This window comes from Lysobacter niastensis, from assembly GCF_031457115.1.
GTDB classification, from domain to species: domain Bacteria; phylum Pseudomonadota; class Gammaproteobacteria; order Xanthomonadales; family Xanthomonadaceae; genus Lysobacter_J; species Lysobacter_J niastensis_A.
Genome location: NZ_JAVDVY010000001.1, coordinates 1,258,245 through 1,279,453, shown reverse-complemented (window position 1 = coordinate 1,279,453; position 21,209 = coordinate 1,258,245). Strand labels below are relative to the sequence as shown.

16 protein-coding genes and 1 pseudogene are annotated in these 21,209 nt (G+C 66.7%); 7 read left to right on the top strand and 10 right to left on the bottom strand.

Going from position 1 to position 21,209, the window contains the following annotated elements:
- Window positions 1–185: 185 nt before the first annotated feature.
- Entirely contained in the window at window positions 186–1,493 is a 1,308-nt protein-coding gene (locus J2X06_RS05835; protein ID WP_310059515.1) for a DEAD/DEAH box helicase, read from the bottom strand.
- Window positions 1,494–1,874: 381 nt separating this feature from the next.
- Between J2X06_RS05835 and J2X06_RS05830 the strand changes: the two genes are divergently transcribed.
- Window positions 1,875–3,050 (top strand): low temperature requirement protein A, encoded by a 1,176-nt coding sequence (locus J2X06_RS05830; RefSeq protein WP_310059512.1) that lies wholly within the window; start codon window positions 1,875–1,877, stop codon window positions 3,048–3,050.
- Between the two features lie 27 nt (window positions 3,051–3,077).
- On the opposite strand, the gene J2X06_RS05825 is transcribed toward J2X06_RS05830, so the two are convergent.
- Entirely contained in the window at window positions 3,078–4,481 is a 1,404-nt protein-coding gene (locus tag J2X06_RS05825) for an MBL fold metallo-hydrolase (RefSeq protein WP_310059509.1), read from the bottom strand.
- A 293-nt stretch (window positions 4,482–4,774) separates the two neighbouring features.
- Between J2X06_RS05825 and J2X06_RS05820 the strand changes: the two genes are divergently transcribed.
- Window positions 4,775–6,853 carry a M13 family metallopeptidase gene (locus J2X06_RS05820; RefSeq protein WP_310061276.1) on the top strand — a complete coding sequence of 693 codons (2,079 nt, stop codon included), beginning with the start codon at window positions 4,775–4,777 and terminating at the stop codon, window positions 6,851–6,853.
- 163 nt (window positions 6,854–7,016) lie between these two features.
- Complete coding sequence (locus J2X06_RS05815) at window positions 7,017–9,032, top strand: M13 family metallopeptidase (protein WP_310059505.1); 2,016 nt, start codon at window positions 7,017–7,019, stop codon at window positions 9,030–9,032.
- Between the two features lie 117 nt (window positions 9,033–9,149).
- Here J2X06_RS05815 and J2X06_RS05810 read toward each other — a convergent pair whose 3' ends face one another.
- Together J2X06_RS05810 and J2X06_RS05805 are read right to left on the bottom strand one after the other, a co-directional pair.
- Entirely contained in the window at window positions 9,150–9,803 is a 654-nt protein-coding gene (locus J2X06_RS05810) for a rhomboid family intramembrane serine protease (protein ID WP_310059502.1), read from the bottom strand.
- Window positions 9,804–9,948: 145 nt separating this feature from the next.
- Window positions 9,949–10,287, bottom strand: a pseudogene (locus J2X06_RS05805) (MGMT family protein); the annotation flags it as partial.
- A gap of 40 nt (window positions 10,288–10,327) precedes the next feature.
- Here J2X06_RS05805 and J2X06_RS05800 point away from each other — a divergent pair.
- The gene (locus J2X06_RS05800) at window positions 10,328–10,738 is read left to right on the top strand and encodes a hypothetical protein (RefSeq protein ID WP_310059500.1); all 411 of its coding nucleotides are present in this window, start codon (window positions 10,328–10,330) and stop codon (window positions 10,736–10,738) included.
- A gap of 73 nt (window positions 10,739–10,811) precedes the next feature.
- Here the strand turns inward: J2X06_RS05800 and J2X06_RS05795 are convergent, their stop codons facing one another.
- Window positions 10,812–11,939: an inorganic phosphate transporter gene (locus J2X06_RS05795; RefSeq protein ID WP_310059497.1), complete on the bottom strand. Its 1,128-nt coding sequence runs from the start codon at window positions 11,937–11,939 to the stop codon at window positions 10,812–10,814.
- Window positions 11,940–11,951: 12 nt separating this feature from the next.
- Window positions 11,952–12,578: a DUF47 domain-containing protein gene (locus J2X06_RS05790; protein WP_310059494.1), complete on the bottom strand. Its 627-nt coding sequence runs from the start codon at window positions 12,576–12,578 to the stop codon at window positions 11,952–11,954.
- A 295-nt stretch (window positions 12,579–12,873) separates the two neighbouring features.
- On the opposite strand from J2X06_RS05790, the gene J2X06_RS05785 reads away from it, so the two are divergent.
- Together J2X06_RS05785 and J2X06_RS05780 are read left to right on the top strand one after the other, a co-directional pair.
- On the top strand, window positions 12,874–14,235 hold the full coding sequence (locus J2X06_RS05785; protein WP_310059491.1) for a hemolysin family protein: 1,362 nt from the start codon (window positions 12,874–12,876) through the stop codon (window positions 14,233–14,235).
- The gene (locus J2X06_RS05780; protein WP_310059488.1) at window positions 14,219–14,857 is read left to right on the top strand and encodes an exopolysaccharide biosynthesis protein; all 639 of its coding nucleotides are present in this window, start codon (window positions 14,219–14,221) and stop codon (window positions 14,855–14,857) included. Before J2X06_RS05785 ends, J2X06_RS05780 begins: the two co-directional genes overlap by 17 nt.
- Window positions 14,858–15,013: 156 nt before the next feature.
- On the opposite strand, the gene J2X06_RS05775 is transcribed toward J2X06_RS05780, so the two are convergent.
- The 3 genes from J2X06_RS05775 to J2X06_RS05765 all read right to left on the bottom strand — a co-directional run bounded on the left by J2X06_RS05775 (window position 15,014) and on the right by J2X06_RS05765 (window position 19,116).
- On the bottom strand, window positions 15,014–17,146 hold the full coding sequence (locus J2X06_RS05775; RefSeq protein ID WP_310059486.1) for a putative bifunctional diguanylate cyclase/phosphodiesterase: 2,133 nt from the start codon (window positions 17,144–17,146) through the stop codon (window positions 15,014–15,016).
- A complete protein-coding gene (locus tag J2X06_RS05770) occupies window positions 17,143–18,063 on the bottom strand; it encodes a phosphate/phosphite/phosphonate ABC transporter substrate-binding protein (RefSeq protein WP_430539542.1) in 921 nt (306 codons plus the stop codon). The genes J2X06_RS05775 and J2X06_RS05770 overlap by 4 nt, the downstream gene beginning before the upstream one ends.
- 258 nt (window positions 18,064–18,321) lie before the next feature.
- Window positions 18,322–19,116, bottom strand: coding sequence for an RNA methyltransferase (locus J2X06_RS05765; protein WP_310059484.1), 795 nt, complete (start codon window positions 19,114–19,116; stop codon window positions 18,322–18,324).
- 97 nt (window positions 19,117–19,213) lie between these two features.
- Here J2X06_RS05765 and J2X06_RS05760 point away from each other — a divergent pair, with 97 nt between their 5' ends.
- The gene (locus J2X06_RS05760; RefSeq protein ID WP_310059481.1) at window positions 19,214–20,032 is read left to right on the top strand and encodes an inositol monophosphatase family protein; all 819 of its coding nucleotides are present in this window, start codon (window positions 19,214–19,216) and stop codon (window positions 20,030–20,032) included.
- A gap of 210 nt (window positions 20,033–20,242) precedes the next feature.
- Here J2X06_RS05760 and secF read toward each other — a convergent pair whose 3' ends face one another.
- Entirely contained in the window at window positions 20,243–21,202 is a 960-nt protein-coding gene (secF, locus tag J2X06_RS05755) for a protein translocase subunit SecF (RefSeq protein ID WP_310061270.1), read from the bottom strand.
- Window positions 21,203–21,209: the final 7 nt, after the last annotated feature.

Sequence of the window (21,209 nt, the reverse complement as noted above, 5' to 3'; positions counted from 1 at the left end):
GGCGCTGAGCTTCCGGACGCACGGGATTCCAGCCGTCATCCCCGCGAAGGCGGGGATCCAGCCATCCGGCGCCAACGTCCTTGGAAACGAAAAGCGCGCCCTCGGCACAGCGTTGATGCGCCGGTCGATCCACAAAAAAAGCCCCGGTCTCCCGGGGCTTTCGTTTTGCATCACCAAGGTGTCGATCAGCCGCCGAAGCCACTGCGCGAACCACGACCCTGACCGCCGCTGCGGTGCTGCTTCGGACCGGCATGCGCGTGACGCGGGGCCGGCTTGCCGTGCGGACGATGGGCCTTGCGCGGACCCTGGTTCTGGCGACCGCCCGGCTTGGGCAGCGGCGCGTTGAGCTGGATCGGACGGCTCGACTCGAAACCTTCCACCACCGCGAGCTCCACGTCGGCCTTGAGCATGCGCTGGATCTGGCGCAGCAGTCCGCCCTCTTCCGGCGCGACGAACGACACCGCTTCACCACTGGCACCGTTGCGGCCGGTACGGCCGATGCGGTGGATGTAGTCCTCGGCGACCATCGGCAGGTCGTAGTTGATGACCAGCGGCAGATCCGGGATGTCGAGGCCGCGCGCGGCCACGTCGGTGGCGACCAGCACGCGTGCCTTGCCGGCCTTGAAGTCGCGCAGTGCTTTCTGGCGCTGGGCCTGGCTCTTGTTGCCGTGGATCGCCACCGCAGCCAGGCCGGATTCTTCCAGTTGCTCGGCCAGACGGTTGCAACCGTGCTTGGTGCGACCGAACACGATCACGCGATCGGTGTGGCGCTTGCTGAGGATATCCACCAGCAGGTCGCGCTTGCGCGCGACATCGACCACGTGGGCGCGATGGGCGATGGTCTCGGCGATGGTGTTCTGCGCCGCAACCTGCACCTGCTTGGGCTCACGCATGAACTCCAGCGCCAGTTGCTTGAGCTGCGACTCGAACGTCGCCGAGAACAGCATCGTCTGGCGATCGCGCGGCAGCTTGGCCAGGATGCGCTTCATCGCCGGCAGGAAGCCCATGTCGAGCATGCGGTCGGCTTCGTCCAGCACCAGGATCTCGATCGAATCGAGCTTGGCGGTGCCGCGCTCCATATGGTCGATCAGGCGGCCCGGGGTGGCGACGAGCACATCGACGCCGCGGCGGAACATCTCCACCTGCGGACCCATGCCGGCGCCGCCGTAGATCGCGCTGATGTTCATGCGCAGATGCTTGCCGTAGCCGCGAATGCTTTCGGTGACCTGCACCGCCAGCTCGCGGGTCGGCACCAGGATCAGCGCGCGCGGACGGCGGGAACCGTTGGCGGCGGTCTGCTTGGACAGGCGGTTGAGCAGCGGCAGGCCGAACGCGGCGGTCTTGCCGGTGCCGGTCTGGGCGCCGCCCAGCAGGTCGTGGCCGGCCAGCGCCAGCGGAATGGCTTCGGCCTGGATCGGCGTCGGGGTGGCGTAGTTCTGTTCGGTCAGCGCGCGCAGCAGCGCGGGCGAAAGCCCGAGGGATTCGAACGTCATGTGGTGAAACTCCTTTGGCCCGCGAGCCAACGGGCGTCCACAGTTCGTGGACGCGCCGAATACGGTCGCGTGATGACTCCAGCGTTCCCTTGAACCGCGCTGCGAGTAATCGAATTGGACGGCTGCCGGAAGCTCCGGGCCGTGTCTGCGCGACGAAAGACGTGCGGGATAAAAGCCGTTTTTGAGCGGCCCCGCTAAGGGGCCTACGGCGGGCATACCTGGGAAACGTACCCCTTGCGGGGAGGCAGCCGTGCGCTGAACGGGGCGGACTCTACGCGAAACCGCCCCCGGCCGCCACCCTCGCCCCCGCCCCCCGATGGGCTCTGGTTAAGATCGGCCTACCTGAACGGCCCATCGGCGCGACCAACGGGAGTATCGGCAGTGCCCACGTCCCTGCTACGCCAGCGCGACCACGAAGACAGCCACCGCGTCGCCCCGGTGGAGCTGTTCTTCGACTTGGTGTTCGTGTTCGCCGTCACCCAGCTCTCGCACACGCTGCTGGAGGACCTCACGACCGCGGGCGCGCTGCGCACGCTGTTGCTGTTCCTGGCGGTGTGGTGGCTGTGGATCTTCACCTCCTGGGTCACCAACTGGCTCGACCCGGACCGCCTGCCCGTTCGCGTGATGCTGTTCGCGCTGATGCTGGGCGGGCTGGTGCTGTCCTCATCGATCCCGCAGGCCTTCGGGGATCGTGGACTGGTGTTCGGCGTGGTGTTCGCCGCGATGCAGGTCGGTCGCACGCTGTTCGTGGCCTTCGTGATGCGCCGCCATCACCAGAGCCATTACCTCAGCTTCCTGCGGATCGCGGCGTGGCTGCTGCTCTCGGGCGTGTTCTGGGTGCTGGGCGGCCTGGCCGAAGGTCCTGCCCGCGCCGCTTGCTGGATCGTCGCTGTCGCCGTGGAATACATATCGCCGGCGCTGTACTTCTGGGTGCCGCGACTGGGCCGTTCCACCACCGCCGACTGGGACATCGATGGCCGCCACCTGGCCGAACGCTGCTCACTGTTCGTGATCATTGCGCTGGGCGAGTCGATCCTCGTCACTGGCAGCGCCTTCGCCCAGCAGGAATGGAACACGGCCACGATGGCGGCGTTCGTCGTCGCCTTCCTCGGCAGCGTGGCGATGTGGTGGATCTACTTCGACACCGGCGCCGAGCGCGCCAGCCATCGCATTGCCCACTCGGACGATCCGGGACGACAGGGACGGCTGGCCTACACCTACCTGCACCTGCTGATCATCGCGGGCGTGATCGTCAGCGCCGTGGCCGATGAACTGGTTCTGGCACATCCGAACCACTTCAGCGGACACGACAACGACGCCATCGCCACCATCCTGGGCGGCCCGGCGATCTACATCACCGGCAACGCATTGTTCAAATGGGTGAGCAACGACCGCCGCGGGCCGCCATTCTCGCATTGCGCCGGCTTGGCGATGTTGGCCGCATTGACGCCGCTGGCCTACTCGCACACGTTCTCGCCGCTGACGCTCGGCACGGCGACGACGACGGTGCTGATGATCGTGGCGGTGTGGGAAACGATCGCGGTGCGCCGGGCGTAAGCCGTCGTCGTTGCGGACGCATGAAGCCTACACCTGCAGCACCGCCCCCGGCCTCGCCAGCGTTGCCGTGACGCCATAACGTTCACCGATCTCGCCGGCCAGCGCCTCGCGTGCCTTGTCCTCGCCGTGCACCAACGCCAGCGGCGGATGACCGCCGTTGCCGGAACCGGCGATCACGCCGTACCAATCGATCAACCCGCGTTGGTCGGCATGCGCCGACAGCCCGCCCACGGTGTGTCGCTGCGCGTTGACGCGCACGTCGCGGCCGTGGATGCGGATCCACCGCGCACCATCGACCAGACGACGTCCGATCGTGCCTTCGGCCTGATACCCGACGAACACCACATGCGTGCTGCGGCGATCCAGGCGATGGCGGAAGTGGTGCAGGATGCGGCCGGCATTGGCCATGCCGGAGCCGGCTATCACGATCGCTCCGCTGTCGATGCGATTGATCGCCATCGACTCTTCCCGGCTCGCCGTGACGTGCAGGTTGGGCAGGCGGAAAGGATTGGGCTTTTCGCGCCAGACGCGCTTGGCATCCTCGTCGAACAGGTCGGCGTGGCGGTCATAGATGTCGACCACTTTCGCCGCCATCGGACTGTCCAGGAAGATGCGCCAGCGCGCCAGCCCCCATTCCTCCCAGTGCCGCGCGAACCAGTACAGCAACTCCTGGCTGCGCCCGACGGCGAAGGCCGGAATCAACACGTTGCCGCCATCGCGCCATGCTGCATCGAGGATGCCACCCAACTCGCGGATGGTATCGGCGCGATCGCGATGCAGGCGGTCGCCATAGGTCGATTCCATCAGCACGAGGTCGGCGCGGTCGATGCTGGCCGGATCGCGCAGGATCGGCGTGCCCCTCGGGCCGATGTCGCCGGAGAACACGAGCTTGCGGCCGTCTTTGTCGCGGCCATGCGTCCACAACTCGACGCTGGCCGAGCCGAGAATGTGGCCGGCTTCGCGGAAGGCGATTTCGACGCCAGGAAAGATCTCACGCCGCGTGTCGTAGGGCAGCGGTTGCACCTGCTCCATCGCTGCCTGCACGTCCTCGCGTGTGTACAGCGGCAGCGCCTCGGGCTCACTATTGCGGCGATGCCGGTTGGCGCGTTCGGCCTCTCCTTCGGAGATGGAGGCCGCATCGAGCAGCATCACCGGCATCAGCGCCGCGGTCGCCGCCTGTGCATAGATCGGCCCGCGAAACCCGCGCTTGACCAACAACGGCACGCGGCCGATGTGATCGATGTGCGCGTGGCTGATGATCAGCGCATCCAGCGCGGCCGGTTCGAACGGGAAAGGTTCGAAGTTGCGCCGTTCGGCTTCGGGACTGCCCTGGATCATGCCGCAGTCCAGCAGCAGTCGCCGTCCCTCCGCATCGACTTCGTGCAGCGAACCGGTGACCTCGCCCGCCGCTCCATGGAAGTGCACACGCATGGCCGTCCTCTTTGCGCTTCGTCGTGGAACGGCCCGACCGTAGCACGCGTGGAGGTCATGGCGTGACCGGTGGACGCCCCCCACCGCCGCCATCCTCCGGAGCATGGACCGGCGTCCTGCCCCCTACTTTTTCGCGGTCCGGCACGACGACAGAGAGCCCAACGTGACCTTCGACACCCCCGCCCGGGCCCGATCACAGCTAATGTCCGCCGATGCCCCACCCGGGGTTGTCCCAGATCTCCCTAACGCCAGTCCGGCCGGAGCCCGTTGTGAGCCTCAAAAAACCGCAAATCCTGATGCTGTCCGTTGCCGTCGCCGCCGCCCTGTCGGCGTGCGCCAAGAAGGAGGAGGCCGCACCGGTCGCCGACGCCGCCAAGCCGGCCGAAGCCACTGCCTACAAGCTCGACGAGAGCAAGCTGCCGGGCGTCAACCGCTTCGCCGTCGCCGATCTCGATACCACCAAGGACGCGTGCACCGACTTCGGTGGCTACGTCAACGGCAAGTGGCTCGCCGCCAACCCGATCCCGGGCGATCGCACCTCGTGGGGCGCGTTCGAAATGCTCAACGAGCGCTCGATCGCCGTGCAGCGCCAGCTCGCCGAGCAGGCCGCCGCCGACACCAAGGCCGCCGGCGTGGAGAAGATCGTCGGTGACTTCTGGGCCACCGGCATGGATGCGGCCAAGATCAACGAACAGGGCATCAAGCCGATCCAGTCCGAGCTCGACGCGATTGCCGCGCTCGACAGCCAGGAGAAGATCGCCGAGTACCTGCGCACCAGCGCCGCCAAGGGCGAGAACGTCCTGTTCGGCTTCGGTCCGGAAGCCGACTTCAAGGATTCCAAGAACAACATCGCCTACGCCTCGCAGGGTGGCCTGGGCCTGCCGGACAAGCCCTACTACTTCGACGCCGACAAGAAGGACAAGCTGGCCGCGTACGAGCAGCACGTCGCCAAGGTGCTGGAGCTGAGCGGCGTCCCGGCTGCCGATGCCGCCAAGCAGGCCAAGGACGTGATCGCGTTCGAGACCCGCCTGGCCAAGGCTTCGGTCGACAAGAAGACGCTGCAGCGCGACGTCTCGCTTTACTACAACCCGGTCACCCCGGCCGAGGCCGACAAGCTGGCGCCGAACTTCCCGTGGACGAAGTTCATCGAGTCGCAGGGCGTTGCAGTGCCGAAGATGTTCTCGCTGGCGATGCCGGCCTTCCACGCCGAAGTCAGCAAGATGCTGGCCGACGTGCCCGCCGCGCAGTGGCAGAGCTACCTGCGCTTCCACACCATCGATCAGGCTTCGCCGTATCTGTCGGATGCCTTCGTCGATGAGAACTTCAACTTCTACAACAAGACCATGCGCGGTCAGAAGGAGCTGAAGGAGCGCGGCAAGCGCGTGCTGTCGACGATCGAACAGCAGGCCGGCGAAGCGTTGGGCCAGATGTACGTCAAGGTCGCCTTCCCGGCGGAATCGAAGGCGCGCATGCAGGAACTGGTGAAGAACCTGTCCGAATCGCTGAAGGGCCGCATCCAGAACCTGGCCTGGATGAGCGACGACACCAAGAAGAAGGCGATGGAGAAGTGGGCCGCCTTCACCCCGAAGATCGGCTACCCGGACAAGTGGCGTGAGTGGAACGGCCTGAGCACCGGCCGCGACAGCTATATCGGCAACGTGCTGGCCGCCAACGAGTTCAACTACAAGTGGATGATGGGCAAGATCGGCAAGCCGGTCGACCGCACCGAATGGGGCATGCCGCCGCAGATGGTCAACGCCTATTACAACCCGCTGCAGAACGAGATCGTGTTCCCGGCCGCCATCCTGCAGCCGCCGTTCTTCGATCCCAACGCCGACGACGCCACCAACTACGGCGGCATCGGCGCGGTGATCGGCCACGAGATGACCCACGGCTACGACGACCAGGGCAGCCGCTTCGGACCGGGCGGTAACTTCGAGGTGTGGTGGACCGACGCCGACGCCAAGAGCTTCTCCGGCCGCACCGACAAGCTGGTGCAGCAGTTCAACGGCTACGAGGCGGCGCCGGGCATGAAGGTCAAGGGCGACCTGACCCTGGGCGAGAACATCGCCGACCTGGGCGGTCTGGCCACGGCCTACGACGCGATGAAGAAGGCCACCGAGGGCAAGGAAGATCCGAAGTCCGACGGCCTGACCCGCGACCAGCGCTTCTTCCTCAACTGGGGCACGGTGTGGCGCCGCAACTTCACCGACGACGAGCTGAAGCTGCGCGTCAACACCGACGAGCACGCTCCGGCCACGTTCCGTGCGGTCGGCGCGCCGTCGAACCTGCCGGCCTTTGCCGCGGCGTTCTCGTGCAAGCCGGGCCAGCCGATGGTCCGCGAGGGCGACAAGCAGGTCGTGATCTGGTAACCGTTTGCGACATCAGGTAACAGCAAAAGGCCCGGTTTTCCGGGCCTTTTGCTTATTGGCGGGACAGCCCTGAACGAAGGCCGGCCATGCGCCCGGCGTGCACATCGCCTGCGAAAACCCGCTGCTACACTCGGCCCGGTTTCGACTGCATGGATGATCCGCGATGGCCACCGCTCGCCCGCTTGCCTGCGCCCTTGTCCTGGCTCTGATCGCGGGAGTGGCCTCCCCGGCCGCCGATGCCCAGAAGAAACGCGCTCCTGCGAAGTCGAAAGCGCCGGCTACCGCCAACGCCTGCACCGACTTCTACGCCAGCGCCAATGCCGACTGGCTGCGCGCCAACACACTCTCGTCCACGGCAGCCTCGGTATCGGCGCTGGGACAACTGAACGAGCGCGCACGTACGCAGCAGATCGAGTTGTTGCAAAACGCGATGAATTCGCCGCAAGGCGACGTGCAGAAGCTGCTCGGCGACTTCTGGGCCAGCGGTCTGGACGAAGCAGCGGTCGAGCGTGACGGCGCGCAGCCGATCGCGCCGTTGCTGGGCCGCATCAACGCCATCAAGAATTCCAAGGACATCCCCGCCTCGATCGCGGCGCTGCACCAGGTCGGCATTCCGGTCGTCTTCAACTTCGGCGCCGACATCGACCTGAAGGACCTGACCCGCCACATCGGTTATTTCAGCCAGGGCGGCCTGGGCCTGCCCGATCCGGCCTATTACACGCGCACTGACGCCGACACGCGTGCGCTGATGGGCCAGTACACGAGCTACGTCGAGAAGATCCTCGCGCTGACCGGCACCCCGCAGAACAAGCTCGCTGCCGAAGCCCGCCAGGTCATCGATCTGGAAACGCGCATCGCCCAGGCGTCGCGGCCGCTGCTCGATCTGCGCGACCCGCGCAACAACTACGGCCCGGTGGAGGCCGCCAAGGCCGCCAAGCAGTACAAGCGATTGCAGCTGGCCGAGTTCCTCAAGGCGCAGGGCGTCTCCGACGACAGCGTGTCGATCGCCAATCCTGCGTTGTTCGCACAACTGGATAACCTGGTGGGCAGCCTCAAGCCCGAGCAATGGAAGGCGTACCTGCGTTGGCGCGTGGGCGACTCGATGGCACCTTACCTGGCCAAGCCATTTCGCGACGCCGAGTACGACTTCCGCGGTCGCCTGCTCAGTGGCCGGCCCGCGCCGTCGCGGCAGCAGGCGGTGCTGGACGCGATCAATCTCGCCGCCGGCCCGATGCTCGGGCGCGAGTACACCCGCCGCTACCTGTCGGCTCCCACGCGCGCACGCGCGGAGGAAATCGCCACGCAGGTGCGCGGCGCGCTCGGTGCCGCGATCGATCGCGACAGCCGCTTCAGCGCTCCCGCCAAGAGCGAGGCCAAGGCCAAGCTCGACAAGCTCGCCATCGAGATCGGCGCGCCCAGGCGCGACCTCGATTACAGCGTGCAGCCGATGGGCCGCGGCAGCTTCGGCAGCAACATGCTGATCGCATCGACGTGGCGTCATCGCGAGGAAATGAAGCGCATCGGCCGCGGCAACGCCGACCGCCGCTGGGATGTGCTGCCGCAGCAGCCGGCGCTGGCCTACGACATCGCCCAGAACCGCCTGATCGTCACCGCCGCGATCCTGCAGCCGCCGGTACTCGACACCGGCAAGGACATCGCCGCTCAGTACGGCGCTTACGGCGCGCTGGTCGGACACGAACTGAGCCATGGTTTCGACAATCGCGGCCGACTGGTCGATGCAAAACAGGAACTGCGCGACTGGTGGACGCCGTCCGAAGCCAGCGCATGGGACGCGTTCGGCAACCGCGTGGCGGCGCAGTACGGCGGCTTCGCCTACCCCGGCCTGTCCGGCACGCGCGTCAACGGCACGCAGGTGCGCGACGACGCCATCGCCGACCTGGCCGGCGTCGAACTGGCCTGGGCCGCGTTCCGCAACGCGCAGCCTTCCGCCAGCAAGACGACGCAGCAGGACTTCTACAAGGGCTGGGCTTCGCTGTGGGCCGAACACCTGAGCCCGGCCGCCGCGACCGAGCGCGCTGCGACCGATGTGCATGCGCCGGGACAGTGGCGCACGAATGCGCCGCTGATGAGCCAGCCCGGTTTCGGCGAAGCATTCGGCTGCAAGGCGGGGGCGTCGATGCAGGTTGCGGCGGATAAGCAGATCAAGCTGTTCCCGTAGCCGACGGCCGCTCGCAAAAAAAACGGCGCGAACTTCGCGCCGTTTTTTTTACTGCAATGTTTCCTGCGAAAGTGGCGGCGACGCTCGCGCGAGGCGCGAAAGGTCAAGCGTGAAGCGCTATCGCACCACCCGCATCCGCGGCGGCCCCTTGCGCCCGAACGGCGGCTGCCCGCGCCAGTAGCGGATCAGCAACCAGCCGAACAACATTCCACCCAGGTGCGCGAAGTGCGCCACGCCCGGCATCACGTTGGTGATTCCCAGCAGCAGTTCGATCGCACCGTAGACGATCACCAGCGTGCGCGCCTTCATCGGGATCGGCGGAATCAGCAGCATCACGCGCTGGTTCGGGAACAACATGCCGTAGGCCAGCAGCAGCCCGAAGATGCCGCCTGATGCGCCCACCGTCGGGTAGGCTTCGCCGCCCTGGCTCACCGTCCATGCGCCGACGGCAAGCTGGCACACGGCGGCGCCGACCAAGCAGACCAGGTAGTACGTGAAGTAGCGGCGCTGCCCCCACACGTGCTCCAGCGGCGCGCCGAACATCGCCAGCGTCAGCATGTTGAACAGCAGGTGAGGCCAGCCGCCATGCATGAAGCCGTAGGTCACCACCTGCCACGGCAGGAAGGTGTAGGCGTAGGGATCATCGCCACCCACCGGCGGCCATAGCTCGAACTGGGCAAGCGCAGGCTCGCCCAGCCACAACTGCAACAGGAATACCAGGCCGTTGGCGATCAGCAACGCCTTGGTGACGGGGGGGAGATTGGAAAACATTGCGGCTCCTCGGGAGCGCACATGGTAGCCGGTACGCGGCGACGTGCCTCCGTCGGCGTCAGCTCCGTGCGCGCTTGCCGCCGGTCGACGCGGCCCGGCTCTTGCGAACCGGCCTGGCCGACGCCGGGGGAGCGAGCATGCCATCGCCCCACATCTGCTCGTCGAGCGTGGCCGCCGCACGCTGGCCGCGCACGCGCCCGGCCTCGACACGCACCCCCTCGGCGCGCAGGCGCTGGCTTTGTTCACGGAAGCCCTTGGAACCTTCTGGAAAGGCGATCCGGCCGTCCGAACGCAGTACGCGATGCCAGGGCAAGTCGCGGTCGTCGTTCTGGCTGAGCAGGCGCGCGACCAAGCGCGCGCGCCCGGGCAGCCCGGCACGACGGGCCACCTCGCCGTATCCGGCGACCTGACCACGGGGTATCGCACGGATCGCGGCCAGGATGCGCTGCGCAGCCGCGTCCTTGCCGGCATCTTGATTGCTCATCGCGGTAGCATACCGGGGCAGCCTCAGGCAGGAGCCACCCGTGCGCAATTTCGATACCATCCGCCGCCACCTCAAGAGCAGCGACTTCCGCATTACCGAGCATGACGTCGACGTCATCTGCATCGAGATGTCGCTGGAACAGGGAACACGCCACCAGGCGATCTTCCTGTCCGAGCTCGACGACGACGATGGCCGCCCCTACCTGCGGGTCAGCACGGCGGTCTCGCCGATCACAGGCCTGGATGCAAAGCGCGCATTGATCTTCAACTGGCAGAGCCGGGTCGGTTACCTCGCCATCGGCGACCTCGACGGCATCCCGCACCTGCAACTGTGCGAGAACCGACCCTACGACGGTCTCGATGCGTCCGAAATCGACCGCCTGGTGCTGGAGATCGGCGGGCTCGGCGATCGCATGGAACGCATGCTTTCGGCGGGTGGCGACTTGTTCTGAGCAAGCATCGCAACCCTGACAAGCGAAAAGGCCCGCATGCGCGGGCCTTTTCTGTTGCGGACTTCGGAAACCGTCAGGTCCAGCCCATCATCGCCAGCAACTTGTAGAACAAGTAGGCGATGCCGCCGGCAGCGGGGATGGTCAGGATCCATGCCCAGATCATGCGCTCCACCACCGTCCACTTGATGGCATTGAAGCGCTTGGCCGTGCCCACGCCCATGATCGCGGCGGAGATGTTGTGGGTGGTCGACACCGGGATGCCTAGCGAGGATGCGAGCGTGATCACCGTGGCCGCGCTGGCTTCGGCCGCGAAGCCATGGATCGGGTGCAGCTTCACCAGCTTGTGGCCGAGTGTCTTGATGATGCGCCAGCCGCCGGCGGCGGTACCGGCCGCCATCACCATGGCGCAGGTCACCTTGATCCAGGTATCGATGTCCTTGTCGACGATCGCGTGGTGCGACGGATGCAGGAACGCCAGCCACGACGGCAGGTTGTCCAGCGTGCCCGCCGCCTGCGCGCTCACCAGCGCCAGCGCGATGATGCCCATGGTCTTCTGCGCATCGTTGGAGCCGTGCGCAAAGCCCATGTAGGCCGCCGATGCCAGCTGTGCCTTGCCGAAGAACGCATTGACCCAGCGAGGACGCGCCAGGCGCGCCAGCACGCCTCCGCTGGCGGCCATGCCGGAGATGATCGCGAACAGCAGGCCCATGAGCAGGAAGCCGGCACTGAAGCCCAGCAGCGGCGAGCTGAACATCGGCACCACGACCTTCCACAGCAGGCCCGCGCTCTTGAACCACGGATCGGCCGGCTGCGACCAGATGATCGCGTGCGGGTTGTTCATCGCCGCAGCGAACGCCGCGCCGCACAGCCCGCCGATCAACGCGTGCGAGGACGAGGACGGCAGGCCCATCGCCCAGGTGATCAGGTTCCAGACGATGCCGCCGCCCAGGGCGCACAGGATCAGCTGCGAAGTCACCTCGACCACGCCCGAATCGAGCAGGCCGGAGGCGATCGTCTTGGCCACCGCGGTGCCCCACAGCGCGCCGATCAGGTTGGTCGCCGCGGCCATGGCCACCGCCTGCATCGGCGAGAGCACCTTGGTCGCGACCACGGTCGCAATCGAGTTGGCGGTGTCGTGGAAGCCGTTGATGTACTCGAAGATGAGCGCGGCCAGCACCACCACCAGGACCAGGGTCAACATCGGCCCGGCCCCTTACGAGTTCTTCAGCACGATTTCGTAGGCCACCACGCCGGCCTCGCGGCAGCGGTCGATGGCCTTCTCCAGAATCTCGAAGAACTCCTTGAGCAGGAACATCTGCAGGTTGTCCAGGCGACCGGAATAGATGTCGCGGTACAGCTCGAGCATCAGGCGGTCGGCCTCGTTCTCGATCGCGCGCAGCTGGTCGTTGAGCGCCTTCATCGGCTCCAGCTTCATCTCGCGCACCTGGTGCACCATCTTCACGACCACGGCGGCGGCCTGTTCGAGCATGGCCGCGCGCGGCGCGAAATCGATGCCCTCGAGGTGGCGGATCGCCAGCGCATAGCGGTCGGCGAACTTCTCGACCTGCTTGGGGATCTTGTACAGCGCCGAACCCAGCGCCTCGATGTCCTCGCGCTCGATCGGGGTGATGAAGCTGTTCACCAGTTCCTGGCTGATCTTGTCGGCGGCGCTGCGCTCACGCGACCGGGCCAGCTTGAAGGCGTCGAGCGCCGGTTGCCGGTCGGCATCCTTGAGCATGGTATGCAGGGCCTTGGTGCTGTCGTGGGCCGCGACGGCGGCCTCTTCCAGCAGCGTGTAGAACTGGTTGCCTTGGCCGAAAATCGTTTGCAGGGAGAACATGCGGTAGATGCCTGGTTGTGCGCCCAATGGCGGCGCGGTGGGGTCAGCGGGCGCGATTATGACGGTTTGGGGGCGCTTTCGCGCGCCCGCCGACCCCGCGCAGCCTTCACCGGGCCGGTCCGAGACAGCCTGTTAAGATGGCCCCGTCGCTACTACCCGGCACATCGCCCCTGCACATCGACCCGATGGACGACGACCCAAAACCGCCGCCTGCCCAGATCCTGTCGCTTCCCCTGCTGCCGACTGATCGCTCCCCCACGCGCCGCCCAGCCTGCCCCACCCCGGAACGGACCCCATGCTGGAGCTGCTGATCGTTCTCGCCCTGATCGTCCTCAATGCCTTCTTCGCGATGTCGGAGATGGCGCTGATGACCTCGCGCAAGCTGCGCCTGAAGCAGTTGGCCGAAAACCCCGCTCATCCCAGCCGACGCGCCCAGCTGGCGCTGGCCCTGGCCGAGCATCCCGACAACCTGCTGTCCACCGTCCAGGTCGGCATCACGCTGATCGGCGTGCTGACCGGCGTGTTCGGTGGCCAAGCGATCGGCCTGGCCATCGCCGGCTGGCTGGGGCATGCCTGGCCGGAAGCGGCGCAATACGCCCGCGCCATCGGCATCGGCACCGCGGTCAGCCTGATCACGGCCGCGCAGGTGATCTTCGGCGAACTCATTCCCAAACGCTTGGCGCTGACCAACCCCGAGCGCATCGCGTGCCAGGTGGCGATCCCGCTCTACGGCCTGTCGCGCGCGGCGCGCCCGGTAGTAGCCGCACTGGGCTGGATCAATCGCGGCGTGCTGCGCATGCTCGGCATCCGCGACGACGCCCGCAGTGCGATCAGCGAAGAGGAGATCCGCCTGCTGGTCAGCGAGAGCCACGAGCAGGGCGTGATCGACGCCGACGAACGCAAGATGATGAACCGCGTGCTCGGCCTGGGCGACCGCAGCGCCGAAAGCCTGATGACGCCGCGCATGCGCATCGCCTGGCTCGACGCCGCCGCGGATTTCGCCGAGAACCTGGCGTCGATGCGCGAGACACCGTTTTCGCGCTATCCGGTCTACCGCGGCGACGACAGCGAGGTACTCGGCATCCTGGAAGTGAAGTCGCTGCTGGATCGCCTCGACGAGAAGGCGCCGGACCTGTTCAAGGAACTGCGCGAGCCGCTGTTCGTCTCCGAGTCGACCCATGCCATGAAACTGCTCGAGATATTCCGCGAGGAACAGCAGTCGATGGCGCTGGTGGTGGACGAATACGGCGAGATCAGCGGGATAGTCACCGTAGCCGACCTGATGGACGCCATCGTCGGACGGATCCATACCGTCGCTGGCCAGTCGGGCAAGCACCTGCCGGCCCAGATCGTCGACAACGCAGGCCCGGTCGTTGAGCGTGCCGACGGCTCGTTCCTGCTCGACGGCTCACTGCCGATCGAAGACCTGCGCGAACTGCTCGGCGGCGGCATCCTGCCCGACGAAGAGGAGCACGACTTCCACACCGCCGCCGGCATGGTGATCGCGCACTTCGGGCGAATCCCCTACGTGGGCGAATATTTCGACTGGAACGCTTGGCGCATCGAGGTGGTCGACCTCGACGGGCCGCGCATCGACAAGTTGCTGCTGTACAAGCGCATCGAAACCGACACGGACGAAAATGAAGCATCGGGCTGACCACGACAAGGAATCACCCGAGGCCGGCACCCGTGCCCTGCTCGATTCTTTCGCCGAGGGTGATCCACAGGAAGTACTCAAGCTCGGCGACCTGTTCGGCGGACTGGGCGAGCGTTCGTTCGGGATGTTGCTGTTCCTGGCTACCCTGCCCGCCTTCATTCCGATTCCGGGCGTGGGCGGCGCGGTCAGCGGGCCACTGGTCATCCTGATCGGCCTGCAACTGCTGATCGGTCTGCATCGCCCATGGCTGCCGCGCTTCCTCGCCGATCGCGGGCCGCACCGGCACGCGCTGATGAGTTTTCGCGAGAGGCTATCGCCTTGGCTCCAGCGCCTTGAGCGGGTCGTTCGCCCGCGCGCGACCACCCTGCTGGATCATTTCGTCACCAGTTCGTTCACCGGCTTGCTGCTGATCGTTCTCGGCCTGCTGCTGTCGCTGCCGATCCCCTTCACCAACTACCTGTTCGGCGCCCTGTTGCTGCTGTTTGCACTGGCGCTGCTGGAGCGCGATGGGCATCTGATGATCGTGGCGTGGGTGGCTGGCGCCCTGGCCATTACGGTGGCCGGCGTGCTGTCCGGCAACCTGGCGGCATTCGCTGCACAGTTGCTGGACAGGTTGGCCTGAGGGAGCGCCCTCCCTCCAGGTGGACAGAAGCGCAGGCAGTCGAAGATCGGCGGACCAACCAGGCTTCACGTTTGCCCTGAGCAGCCATCTCCCCGCCCTTCGACCGCGTCGCCAGTCATGGGAATGGCAGGCAGCCCCGTTGGCGCTCTGACACGCTCAGTGCAGCAGCGTCATGAACTCGTCGTTCGACACCGGGTGCCCCAGCCAATAGCCCTGCGCCAGGTCGCAGCCGCGCTCGCGCAGGATCGCGTACTGGCCTTCGCGCTCCACGCCCTCGGCCACCACCGTGATACCCAGCGAATGCGCCATGGCGATGATCGCCGTGGTCAACGCCAGGTCGTCGGGATCACGCAGCACGTCGGCGATGAAGCTGCGATCGATCTTGACGCCGTCGACCGGGACGCGGCGCAGGTGGCTCAGCCCGGAGAAGCCGGTGCCGAAGTCGTCCAGCCACACCTTCACGCCAAAGGCGCGCAACTGCGACAGCAACGCACTGGCGTGGACTTCGTCGCCGATCACCGCGGTCTCGGTCAACTCGATGTGCAGGCGGTTGGCATCCAGGCCGGTGTCGGCAAGGCTTTCGGCGACGGACTGAGGCAGGTCGCCGCTGCGCAGTTGGCGTGGCGAGACGTTGACCGAGACGAACATCGGCTCGCCCGATGCCCTCGCCTCCTGCCAGCCCACCGCGTCGCGGCAGGCGGTGCGCAGGACCTGCGGCCCCAGTGTTTCGATCAGTCCGCTCTGCTCGGCGACATCGATGAATACCGACGGCGCGATCAGGCCCTGCTGCGGGTGCTGCCAGCGCAACAACGCCTCGGCACCCACCATCAAACCATCGGCGAGGCGATACACCGGCTGGTACACCAGGCTCAGCTCGCCGCGGTCCCAGGCGCCGCGCAACTCGTGCTCCAGGTGCACGCGGCGCTCCACCGCCTGGTCCATCGCCCGGCTGTAGAAGCGGTAGCAGTTCTTGCCGGCGACCTTGGCCTGGTACATGGCGATATCGCCGTTCTTCATCAGCGCGGTCGCGCCTGAAGCATCCTCGGGGAACAGCGTGATGCCGATCGAGGTGCCCAGGAATACCTGACGGTCCTGCACGCGGATCGGAAGCCCCAGCTCCGCCACCATGTTCTCGGCAAGACGCGTGGCCAAGCCGCGCACGTCGCCGTCCTGCGTCTGTCCGGCCTGCACCAGGATCACGAACTCGTCGCCACCGAAGCGCGCCAGCACGGCATCGTCGCCGCCCAGGCGCTGGACGGTCTCGCGGATGCGGTTGGAGAACTGCAACAGCACTTCGTCGCCGGCATCGTGGCCGAGGGTGTCGTTGACACGCTTGAAATCGTCGATGTCGGCGAACAACAGTGCCAGCTGGCGGCCGGCGCCGCGCAACTGCAACAGCCGCTCATCCAGCGTCTCGCGGAAAGCGAGGCGATTGGCCAGGCCGGTCAGCGCATCGGTGTAGGCCATGCGGCGGATGTCGCGGTCGTGGCGCGCCACGCTGTGCCCCATTCTTCCGAACGCGCGGATCAGGTCACCCACCTCGTCCTGGCTCCTGGTCTCGGGCAGCTGCGTGTCGAAACGACCGGCCTCGATCTGGCGGGCGGCGTCGGCCAACTGGCTGATCGGTCGTACCAGGAAGCGCTGCATCAGCCACAACATCACCGCACCCAGGGCCAGCAGGCCCATGCCGAGCACGCCCACCCACACCAGGTGGCGGTCGCCGAGCTCTTCCAGCCGATGCCGCAGGCTGGTCACGGCGGCGTCCTGCACGGTGCGCGCGGCATCCAGGTCGAAACCGACGCGGACACCGCCGATGCGCTCGCTGCCGATCATGATCGGCGAGGAGACGTCCATGACGTCATCCCCCCATTGCGCATGGGTGTTCCTGGCGGCGATCACCTCGAACGCCATCGGATCGTCCATGCGCTTGCCGTAGCTCGGAATCTCCTCGCTTCCGTCATGGACGACGTTGCCGTCGCTGTCGTAGACGATGACGTAGCGCGTGCCCGGCTGGCGCAGCACCGAGCGACCAAGGACGCCGATCGCATCCAGGTCGAAGTAGTAAAGCGGGTTGGCGAGCGAGTCGGCCAATTGCGCGACCATGCCCTCGCCGCGGCGGCGCATGGTCTCGCCCGCCATGCTCTGCATGGCGTCGCGGCTGACGAACTCCACCTCGCGCTGCATGCGCTCCTGGCGGCTCCACAGCAGCGCGACCAATGCCAGCACGACCAGCAGCGTCAAACCCATCAATGTCAGGAACTTGGCCTGCAAGCCGTAACGCAACTTCATTCCACCTCCGCACGGACGCGCGCCACGCCCGCGGAAATCCGGTCGAGCGCATGCTGCGAAGTCGGATCGATCGGCATGAAACGGGTGGTCTTGAAGAATCTCAGTAGCGCCTCGCCGGCATCGGGATCGCCCGCCGCCTCGATCAGCACTTCGCGAAGGCGGGCCTGCACCCGCGGGTTCATCCCACCGCGTACCACTTCGACGGCGCGCGGGACGTCCTCGGTCCGGCCGATGACCATCAGGTCACGGCGGAATGCTGCCGGCACCCGTTGCGGGTTGTCCCAGTCGATGTTGCTCATCACGCCGACGTCGACCAGGCGCTTGTGCACCCAGGTCGAGATGTTCAGCTCGGACCGGGCAAACAGGTATCCGACCGCGCCCGTGGCGATGTGATCGGTGGGCGAGAGCAGGATTTCCAGCGGCAGCCCGCGCCCGAGCAGCGCGGCCACCGGGGCGAAATAGGCGCTGGTCGAGGACGATCGCTGGAACGCCACGCTATGCCCGCGCAGGTCGTCCAGCGAGCGCAGGCCGCTGTCGCGGCGGGCGAAGAAGACGCTGTGGTAATGGCTGGTGCCGTCGCGTTCGGTCAGCAGCAGCGGCTGGGCCTGGGCGCGCTGGCGCAGCAGCATCGCGGTGCCGGCGGTCTCGGTGACCCAGTCGACCCGTCCGCGGCGCAGATAGCTCGCCATCTGCTGCACGTCCTTGGCCATCAGGATGCGGCCTTCGCGGATGCCGACATCGGCCATGCGTGGCACCACGTAGTCCAGCAGCGGCTTGAGCTGCTCGTAATGCGCCTTGGGATCGTCGCTGATGCGGCCGATCACCAGGACGCCGTCGTCGGGCGCCGACGCGGCGGTGACCGTTATCGGATGCGAGGCCACCAGCGTCGTCGACTGGGCCGACGCCAAACCGGGCAACAAGGTCGCCAAGGCAAGCAGGGTCAGCAGGACGGTACGGCGCACGCTGGGGATCAAGCGGAAGAACCAGTGCGGTGACCGATGCAGCCTAATCGAAACCGCCGTTGGCCGATACACCGATCGTCCGCGCAGGCGACCGCAGGCCGCCATGCGGAAGAAGGCCCTTGAAAAGCGGGCTGGGGTCTGCGTCAGCATGTGCTGATCCCGGCATTCCTTCTCCCCTTCCACATCAATGGAGAAAAGATCCCCAGTCGTCGCCTAATCCCGGGACGACTGTCCCGCCAGCATCGCCATGCGCTGCGCATCGGCCAGCACGCCGCGCAGGATGCGGACCTCGCGCGCATCCAGTTCGGCCCGCAGGAACATCCGGCGCAGTTTGCGCAGCGCCGATTCAGGGGCGCGCCCCTTGTGGAAGTCGATCGCATCCAGCGTTTGCGCCAATTGGGCGAAGAAGCTTTCCATTTCGGCGTGGGAGGCCGGCGGTTCGCGCAACTCGGACGATGCTTGCGGAGGCGTCGCCGCCAGCAGCGCCAGGCGCAACTCGTAGCTGAGCACCTGCACCGCGGCAGCCAGGTTCAGCGAGCTGTAGTCCGGATTGGCCGGGATGTGAACCGACGCGTGGCACAGCTGCAATTCGTCGTTGTCCAGGCCAGTGCGTTCACGCCCGAACACCAGCGCCACTTCGTCGCCGCGATTTGCGGCGGCGACAGCGCGTTCGCCGGCCTCGCGGGGGGACAGCTCCTCCAGTGCGATGCGGCGGCTGCGCGCGGTGCAGCCCAGCACCAGCCGGCAATCGGCCACGGCTTCGGCCAGCGTCGCGCAGGTCGTCGCCGCGGCCAGCACGTCGTCGGCACCCGCTGCCAGGGCGTAGGACTCGGTGTTGGGCGCCTTCTCCGGCGCCACCAGGAACAGCCGGGACAGGCCCATGGTCTTCATCGCCCGGGCGGCTGAACCGATGTTGCCGGGGTGCTGGGTGCCGACCAGGACGATGCGCACGCGGTCGGCGGAGGGCGGCGCGGCGGCCGGAGGGGGGGATTGGGATTCGGTACTCATGCCGCGCAATGGTAAACTCCGCGCCCCGGTCAACGAACCGGCCTGCTCTTTGCCGCCGCCAGTCCGTCCCAACCTCCCCCGCCCGAGGCCGTTCGCCATGCAGAAACCCGCCGTCACCCTCATGGTCAAGGCCGCCCGCGCCGCCGGCAACGTGCTGCTGAGGCACATGAACAAGCTCGACGCGCTCAATGTGGTCGAGAAGGACCGGATGGACTACGCCAGCGAAGTCGATGGCCTGGCCGAGAAAGAGATCATCAAGGAATTCCGCCGCTCCACGCCCGACTACGCCATCCTCGGCGAAGAAAGCGGCGCCAGCGGCCACAGCCGCTACACCTGGGTGATCGACCCGCTCGACGGCACCAGCAATTACCTGCACGGCATCCCGCATTTCTGCGTGTCCATCGCCCTGGTCGAGAACGGCGAACCGACCCATGGCGTGATCTTCGACCCGCTGCGCAACGAGCTATTCACCGCCAGTCGCGGCAGCGGCGCCACCCTGAACGACCGCAAGATCCGCGTCGCCGAGCGCAAGGACCTGGCCGGAGCAATGCTGATCACGGGCTTTCCGCCGCGCGAGCGCGCGCGCACCAGTGCCCACCTCAAGTGCGTGGACGCGCTGCTGCTGGAGGCCGAGGACATCCGCCGCACCGGTTCGGCGGCGCTCGACCTGGCCTACGTCGCCTGCGGCCGCGCCGACGCCTATTTCGAAGCCGGCGTGAAGCCGTGGGACATCGCCGCCGGCGCATTGCTGGTGCGCGAGGCCGGCGGCAAGGTCGTCGACTTCCGCGGCCGCGCCACCGGGCCGATGGACACCCGTGGCCACATGCCGCGCCAGCTGGTCGCCGGCAACCTGAAGATCTGCGACGCGCTGCAGACGAAGATCGTCAATACGGGGTATGCGTCGGCGTTCGATTGATCGCTGGGGCCTGTGCCACGTTGATGCGAAAAAGCCGCGCGTTGCGCGGCTTTTTCGTGTCGGGAGTGTCGGCTCAAGCCGGATTTCCGACGACAGGGAGCCGTCATCCGGGCGAACGCCGGGGCCCTTCTGCTGACTCCCGGGAATATCGCCCATGAAAAAGGCCGCGCAAACGCGCGGCCTTTTTTCGCATCCGGACGACCGGAAGAACTACGGCCGGCGCGCCAGCGCCGCCTCGTCCTTGGCCTTGGGCATCAGGTCCTGCTTGGTGACCTTGAGGAACCCGAGCGTCAGCAGCGGGCATGCCACGAAGATCGAGGACAGCGTGCCGATGACGATGCCGATCATCTGCGATTCGGCCATGCCCCGCAGCGAACCGCCACCGTAGACATACAGCGCAAACACGGTCAGGAACGCGACGAAGGAAGTGATGACCGTACGCGACAGCGTCTGGTTGATCGACTTGTTGAGGATCTCGTCGGGCGAGGCGCGCATCGAGCGGAAATTCTCGCGGACGCGGTCGAACACGACGATGGTGTCGTTGATCGAGTAACCCATGACCGACAGCACGCCGGCCAGCACGGTCAGGTCGAACTCATGGCCGCTGAGCGCGAACCAGCCGCACACCACCACGACGTCGTGCAGGGTGGTCAGCACCGCGGCGATGGCGAACTTCTTCTCGAAGCGGAACGAGATGTACGCCAGGAAGCCGACCACCACGAAGATCAGCGCCCACAAGCCGTTCATCGCCAGGTCTTTGCCGACCTGCGGACCAACGAACTCGCTGCGCAGCACCTTGCCGGGGTTGCCCTCGAACGCCAGCGCGCGTTGCACGTCGGCGGCAGTGTTGGCGTTGCTGGCGGCCGCGCCTTCCTTCGGTTGCAGGCGGATCAGCAGGTCGTTGCCACTGCCGAAGTTCTGCACCTGGGCGTTGCCGTAGCCGACTTTTTCCAGGCGGGCGCGGACATCGTCCACGTCCACGGGCTTGTCGAAACGCAGCTCGGTGACGGTGCCGCCGGTGAAGTCCAGGGCGAAGTTGAAGCCCTTGGTGGCCATGGCGCCGATGGCGACCAGCATGATCGCCAGGGCCACGCCAAGCGACAACCAGCGCAGGCGGATGAAGTTGATGTTGGAGTCGTAGGGGAAGACGTTGAAAGGTTTCATGCTCAGGAACTTC

What these genes read in the sequence shown, in the direction of transcription:
- J2X06_RS05810 (WP_310059502.1), bottom strand. Translation starts at nt 9,803, where the DNA reads ATGTTTTCCAATCTCCCCCCCGTCACCAAGGCGTTGCTGATCGCCAAC.
- J2X06_RS05785 (WP_310059491.1), top strand. Translation starts at nt 12,874, where the DNA reads ATGCTGGAGCTGCTGATCGTTCTCGCCCTGATCGTCCTCAATGCCTTC.
- J2X06_RS05760 (WP_310059481.1), top strand. Translation starts at nt 19,214, where the DNA reads ATGCAGAAACCCGCCGTCACCCTCATGGTCAAGGCCGCCCGCGCCGCC.
- J2X06_RS05815 (WP_310059505.1), top strand. Translation starts at nt 7,017, where the DNA reads ATGGCCACCGCTCGCCCGCTTGCCTGCGCCCTTGTCCTGGCTCTGATC.
- J2X06_RS05790 (WP_310059494.1), bottom strand. Translation starts at nt 12,578, where the DNA reads ATGTTCTCCCTGCAAACGATTTTCGGCCAAGGCAACCAGTTCTACACG.
- J2X06_RS05835 (WP_310059515.1), bottom strand. Translation starts at nt 1,493, where the DNA reads ATGACGTTCGAATCCCTCGGGCTTTCGCCCGCGCTGCTGCGCGCGCTG.
- J2X06_RS05775 (WP_310059486.1), bottom strand. Translation starts at nt 17,146, where the DNA reads ATGAAGTTGCGTTACGGCTTGCAGGCCAAGTTCCTGACATTGATGGGT.
- J2X06_RS05765 (WP_310059484.1), bottom strand. Translation starts at nt 19,116, where the DNA reads ATGAGTACCGAATCCCAATCCCCCCCTCCGGCCGCCGCGCCGCCCTCC.
- J2X06_RS05825 (WP_310059509.1), bottom strand. Translation starts at nt 4,481, where the DNA reads ATGCGTGTGCACTTCCATGGAGCGGCGGGCGAGGTCACCGGTTCGCTG.
- J2X06_RS05780 (WP_310059488.1), top strand. Translation starts at nt 14,219, where the DNA reads ATGAAGCATCGGGCTGACCACGACAAGGAATCACCCGAGGCCGGCACC.
- J2X06_RS05795 (WP_310059497.1), bottom strand. Translation starts at nt 11,939, where the DNA reads ATGTTGACCCTGGTCCTGGTGGTGGTGCTGGCCGCGCTCATCTTCGAG.